The organism is Pyxidicoccus trucidator, from assembly GCF_010894435.1.
GTDB lineage: Bacteria > Myxococcota > Myxococcia > Myxococcales > Myxococcaceae > Myxococcus > Myxococcus trucidator.
Genome location: NZ_JAAIXZ010000045.1, coordinates 1 through 6,658 on the forward strand (window position 1 = coordinate 1; position 6,658 = coordinate 6,658).

Annotated in this window: 1 protein-coding gene; it reads left to right on the plus strand. The window is 69.4% G+C overall.

Annotation, left to right across the window (positions count from 1 at the left end; translation table 11 throughout):
* Positions 1-6,658 (plus strand): non-ribosomal peptide synthetase (locus G4D85_RS48280; RefSeq protein WP_164021874.1); only part of this gene is annotated, 6,658 nt, incomplete at both ends.

Here is a 6,658-nt window from a genome sequence, read left to right on the forward strand (position 1 = left end):
AGTTCCTCGGCCGCCTCGACTTCCAGGTGAAGGTGCGCGGCTTCCGCATCGAGCTGGGGGAAATCGAAACCACCCTCGAGCTGCACCCCCTCGTGCGCCAGGCCGTCGTCGTGGCACGCGAGGACTCCCCGGGCGACAAGCGCCTGGTCGCCTACGTCGTGCCTCCCTCCGGGGCGCAATCGCCCTCCACCACCGACGTGCGCGACTTCCTCAAGCGACGTCTGCCCGAGTACATGGTGCCCTCGGCCTTCGTCGCGCTAGAGGCCCTGCCCCTCACCTTCAACGGCAAGCTCGACAGGAAGGCCCTGCCTGCTCCGGACGGGGCACTCTCGGCCAGCAGCGAGTACGTCGCTCCTCGCAACGAAACGGAGCAACGGCTCGCCGCCCTCTGGAGCGAGGTGCTGCGCGTCGAGCGCGTGGGCATCCACGACAACTTCTTCACCCTGGGCGGCCACTCCCTGCTGGCCACGCAGGTCATCTCGCGCATCCGCACCAGCTTCGGCGTGGATCTGCCCATCAGCGCTCTCTTCGAGTCGCCCACCCTCGAAGCCCTCGCCGCCTCCATCGACGCACTCGCGCGTGAGGCACTCGGACCGAAGCTGCCTTCCCTCCTGCCCGTCGAAAGGACGGGCGCGCTGCCGCTGTCCTTCGCACAGCAGCGCCTGTGGTTCCTCGATCAGCTCATCCCCGACAGCGCGCTGTACAACATGCCCGCGCCGCTGCGCCTGGAAGGCACGCTGGACACGGCCGCGCTGGAGCGCAGCCTCACCGAGCTCGTCCGTCGTCACGAAGTGCTGCGCACCTCGTTCCCCTCCGAGGCCGACCAGCCCCTCCAGGTCATCGCGCCTCCCGCGCCCCTGCCCCTGGAGCGCGTGGACCTGAGCGCCCTACCCGCCGCCGAGCGCGAAGCCGAGGCCCGCCGGCTCATCGAGGCCGAGTGCCGCAAGCCCTTCTCGCTCGCGCACGGCCCCATGCTGCGCGCCCTCCTGCTCAAGCTGGCCGACACCGAGCACGTGTTGGTGCTCAACCTGCACCACATCAGCTCCGATGGTTGGTCCATGGGCGTGCTGGTGCGCGAGGTAGCAGCGCTCTACGAGGCCTTCTCGCAAGGCCAGCCCTCGCCTCTGCCTGAGCTGCCCGTGCAGTACGCCGACTTCGCGGCCTGGCAGCGCCAGTGGCTCCAGGGCGAGGCGCTCGAAGCGCAGTTCTCCTATTGGCGCCAGCAGCTCGCCAGTGCCCCCCAGGTGCTGGAGCTGCCCACCGACAGGCCCCGTCCCGCCACTCAGTCCTACCGTGGCGCCAACCTCGCCCGGCTCATGCCCAAGGCGCTGTCGCAAGCGCTCGCCGCGCTCTGCCAGCGCGAAGGCGTCACCTCCTTCATGGCGCTGATGGCCGGCTTCCAGTCCCTGCTCTCTCGCTACTCAGGGCAGACGGACATCGTCGTGGGTACCGACATCGCAGGCCGCACCCATGCCGATACCGAGGGCCTCATCGGCTTCTTCGTCAACCAGCTCGTCATGCGTGGGGACCTCTCGGGGGACCCCTCCTTCCGCGAGCTGCTGGGACGCGCTCGGCAGGCCGCGCTCGGTGCCTACGCCCACCAGGACGTTCCCTTCGAGGAACTGGTGCGCGTGCTCAACCCCGAGCGCAGCCTCGCCCACGCGCCCATCTTCCAGGTGAAGCTCGCCCTGCAGAACACTCCGACTGTCGAGCTGAAGCTGCCGGGCCTCACCTTCCGAAGCGTGGAGGGCAACACGGGCGCCGCGAAGCTCGACCTGTCGCTCTTCATCAACGAGACGCCCGAGGGCCTCGCCTGCCTTTGCGACTACAGCACCGACCTGTACGACGCCGGCACCATGGCCCGGCTCCTGGAGCACCTGCAGGTGCTGCTGGAGGCGGCCGTTGCCAATCCCGACACGCGCCTGTCCTCGCTGCCCCTGCTTACCGAGGCTGAGCGCCAGCAGGTGCTCGTGGAGTGGAACGACACCCGCGCGCCCCTGGCCACGGACACCTGCATCCACCACCTCTTCGAGGCCCAGGTGCGGCGCACGCCGGACGCGCCAGCCCTTGGCTTCGAGGGCTCCTGGCTCTCCTACCGTGAGCTGGACGCGCACTCCAACCAACTGGCCCACCACCTGCGCTCCCTCGGCGTCGGCCCCGAGGTGCGCGTCGGCCTCTGCGCGGAGCGCTCCCTCGAACTCGTCGTCGGCCTCTTCGCCATCCTCAAGGCTGGCGGCGCCTACGTCCCCCTCGACCCCTCCTATCCTCGCCAGCGCTTGGAGTGGATGCTCGAGGACTCTCGTCCCGCGGTGATTCTGGCCCAGCCCGCCCTGCTGGCTCGCCTCCCGGAAGCCCCGGGCGCCTCCGTGGTGCCCCTGTCCCTGGGGGACGAGTCACTGCGCGGTCTGCCCACGCACGCCCCTGCCTCTCTGACCACCCCCGACACTCTCGCCTACGTCATCTTCACCTCGGGCTCCACCGGCCGCCCCAAGGGCGCCATGAATTCCCACCGCGCCGTCTGCAACCGCCTGCTCTGGATTCAGCACGCCGATGCGCTGAGCCCCCAGGACATCGTGCTGCAGAAGACGCCCTTCAGCTTCGACGTCTCCGTCTGGGAGTTCTTCTGGCCTCTCATCTCGGGCGCTCGCCTCGTGCTGGCCCGCCCCGGCGGCCACCAGGAGCCCGACTACCTCGTCCGGCTCATCTCCGAGCAGCGCGTCACCATCACCCACTTCGTCCCCTCCATGCTCCAGCACTTCCTGGAGCAGCCGGGCCTGGAGAGCTGCTCCAGCCTGCGCCGCGTGATGTGCAGTGGTGAGGCCCTCTCCCCTGAACTCGCGCAGCGCTGCCTGCAGCGCCTGCCCTCCGCGCAGCTGCACAACCTCTACGGCCCCACCGAAGCCGCCGTCGAGGTCACCGCCTTCCACTGCCTGCCCCAGCACGGCCTGCGCTCCATCCCCATCGGCCGCCCCATCTCCAACACCGTCATCCGCCTCCTCGACTCGCACCTGCGGCCCGTCCCCACAGGTGTGCCCGGCGAGCTCTTCATCGGCGGCGTCCAGGTGGGCCGCGGCTACCTTGCCCGCCCCGAGCTCACCGCAGAGCGCTTCATCCCAGACCCCTTCGCCTCCGAGCCCGGCGCCCGCCTCTACCGCACCGGCGACAAGGCTCGCTGGCTGGCCGACGGCAACATCGAGTACCTGGGCCGCCTCGACTTCCAGGTGAAGGTGCGTGGTCTGCGCATTGAGCTGGGAGAAATCGAAGCCGCCCTCGAGCTGCACCCCCAGGTGCGCCAGGCCGTCGTCGTGGTGCGCGAGGACTCCTCCTCCGGCGACAAGCGCCTGGTCGCCTACGTCGTGCCTCCCTCGGGTGAGCAGGCTCCCGACTTCAGCGCTCTGCGCGACGCCCTCAAGCAGAAGCTGCCTGAGTACATGGTGCCCTCGGCCTTCGTCTCCATGGAGACCCTGCCCCTCAACTCCAGTGGCAAGCTCGACAGGAAGGCCCTGCCCGCTCCGGACCTCTCCCGCTCCGAGCCGCGCTCTGCCTATGTCGCGCCTCGCAACGACGTGGAGCAGCGCCTGTGTGACATCTGGGCACTCCTCCTCGGCGTGAAGCAGGTGGGCATCCACGACAACTTCTTCGAGCTGGGTGGCGACTCCATCATCAGCCTTCAGGTCGTCGCGCGTGCGCGGCGGGCTGGCCTCGTGCTCGCCACCCGCCAGCTCTTCCAGCACCAGACGGTGGCGCAGCTCGCCCTCGTGGTGAAGTCTGCCTCCGAGGCGCTCCGCGAGCAGGCTCCCGTCACGGGCTCGGTGACGCTCACGCCCGCCCAGCACCAGTTGCTGGCGCACGACCCGGCCCACGCTCACCACTTCAACCAGGCCGTGCTCCTGGCCTCTCGCGAGCCGCTGGAGCCCGCTCGCCTGGAGAAGGCTCTCGCTCACGTGGTGGCCCACCACGATGCCCTCCGCCTGCGCTTCCGACAGGACGAAGGTGCCTGGTCTCAGGAGAACGCAAGCATCGACGAGGCGTCCTTCCATCTGCTCCAGGTGGACCTCTCCGCCACTCCCGCTTCCGAGCAATCCGCCGCGCTCGAAGCCGAGGCCTCTCGTCTCCAGGCCAGCTTCCTCCTCTCGCAGCCTCCGTTGCTGCGCGCCGCGCTCTTCCAGCTCGGCAACGGCCAGCAGCGCCTGCTGCTCGCCGTCCACCACCTCGTCGTCGACGCCGTCTCCTGGCGCGTGCTGCTGGAGGACCTCGAGTCCGCCTACCAGCAGCTCCTGAAGAGCCCGCAAGCCTCACTGCCGGCGAAGACGACGTCGTTCCAATCCTGGGCCCGCCGCCTGCGGGACTACGCTCGCTCCGAGGCGCTGTCCTCCGAGGCGTCCCTCTGGCTGGACGAGGCTCGCGCTCAGGTGGCTCCGCTGCCTACCGACGCCTCAGGCCCCAACACCTACTCCTCCGAACGCTCCGTCTCCGTCTCCCTCGATGCCGAGGAGACGAAGCTCCTGCTCCAAGAGGTACCTTCCGCCTGGCGCGCTCGCATCAACGATGTGCTGCTCACCGCCCTGGCCCAGGCCGTCTCCGAATGGACGGGCCAGCCCGGAGTGCTCGTCAGCCTGGAGGGCCACGGTCGCGAGGAGCTCTTCGATGATGTGGATGTCTCGCGCACCGTCGGCTGGTTCACGTCCTTCACACCCGTGCTGCTGCCCGTGCCCTCGGGTGGCTCGGCCGGTGAGTGCCTGCGCTCCGTGCGCGACTCGCTGCGCCTCCTGCCCCACCATGGCATCGGCTTTGGCCTGCTGAAGTGGCTCGGCCAGCCCGAGGTGGCGCGGCGGCTCCAGGCCCTGCCCGTGCCGCAGGTCGTCTTCAACTACTTCGGCCAGTTCGATGCCACGGCCACTTCCAGCCGCCTCTTCTTCCTGAGCAACGAGCCCTCGGGTCCTTCAGCGGCTCCCTCGGGTACCCGTCCGCACGTGCTGGAGATCAACGGCTCCGTGCTCGGTGGGCAGTTCCAGCTCTCCTTCGGCTACAGCACCGACCTCCACCATTCGGCCACCATCGAGTCGCTGGCTCAGCGCTTCCTCCTCCACCTGCGCGCGCTCATCTCCCTGCGCGCGTCTGAGGATGCGCGCCGCTTCTCTCCGGGTGATTTCCCCCTCGCGGCCCTCTCCCAGCAGTCGCTCGACACCGTGCTGCGACAGGCCGGCTCCGATGTCGAGGACGTCTACCCGCTGTCTCCGACTCAGCAGGGCATGCTCTTCCACGCCCTGTTCGCTCCGGCCTCCGCCGCCTACTTCCAGCAGCTCTCCTGGACGGTCACCTCCGCGCTGGATGTGCCCTCCTTCCTGCGCGCCTGGAAGGCCTGCCTCCAGCGCCACACCATCCTGCGCTCTTCCTTCCACTGGGAAGGCCTCGACACGCCGCTCCAGGTGGTCCACTCCCAGGTCGAGCTCCCCTTCGAGCAGCTCGACTGGAGCGAGCTCTCCGCCTCCGAGCAGCACAGCCGCTTCGAGCAACTCCTCCTCGAGGACAAGCAGCGTGGCTTCGAGCTGCGCCGTGCTCCCCTGGTGCGGCTGACGGCCATCCGTCTGGCGGACGACTCCGTGCGCTTCCTCTGGAGCCACCACCACCTGCTCGTGGATGGCTGGAGCCTCGGCCTGCTCATCAGCGAGGTCTTCTCCCTCTACGAGTCCATCCGCTCCGGTCTCACGCCGCAGCCCGCGCCCAGGGCGCCCTTCCGCGACTACATCGCCTGGCTGCAGCGCCGCGACGCCTCCGCCGACGAGGCCTTCTGGCGCACCTACCTGGAGGGCTTCTCTTCTCCCACGCCGCTCCCGGCCGACACCCACGCCCCCGTGCCCGAGGGCCAGCAGCCCACCCATCCCATCCTCGAGGTGGACCTCTCCGCCGAGGCCACGGCCTCCCTGCAGGCCTTCGCTCGCCAGCACCAACTGACGATGCACACGCTCGCCCTGGCTTCCTGGGGCCTCGTCCTCGCCCACTACTCGGGCGAGCAGGACGTCATCCTCGGCAACACCGTCGCGGGCAGGCCTCCCGAGCTGTCCGGCTCCGATACCCTCGTGGGCGTCTTCATCAACTCGCTGCCCGCGCGCGTCCGTCGGCCCTCGCCGTCCGCGCCCCTGCTGCCCTGGCTCCAGTCGCTCCAGGCCCAGCAGCTCGAGCTGCGCCAGTACGAGCACTCCCCGCTCGTCCAGATCCAGTCCTTCAGCCAGGTGCCTCGCGGCCTCTCGCTCTTCGACTCCCTGCTCGTCTTCGAGAACTACCCCCTCGACGCCTCCATGTCGGGTTCGTCCTCGTCGCTCCGGGTGAGGGATGTCCAGGGCTTCGAGCACACCAACTACCCCCTCACCCTCTTCGTCCTCCCCGGACAGTCCCTGCGCCTGCGGGCCGTCTACGACTCGCCCCGCTTCGAGCCCGCGTCCATGCAGCGGATGCTCGAACACTGGCGCAATGCCCTGCTCTCCCTGGCCTCCGCCTCCCGCCTGGGCGACATCTCCCTGCTCTCCAACGCCGAGCGCCAGCAGGTGCTGGTGGAGTGGAATGACACGGCCGCCGAGTTCCCGGCCGACACCTGCATCCACCACGCCTTCGAGCAGCAGGTGGCTCGCACCCCGGATGCGCCCGCACTTGGCTTCGA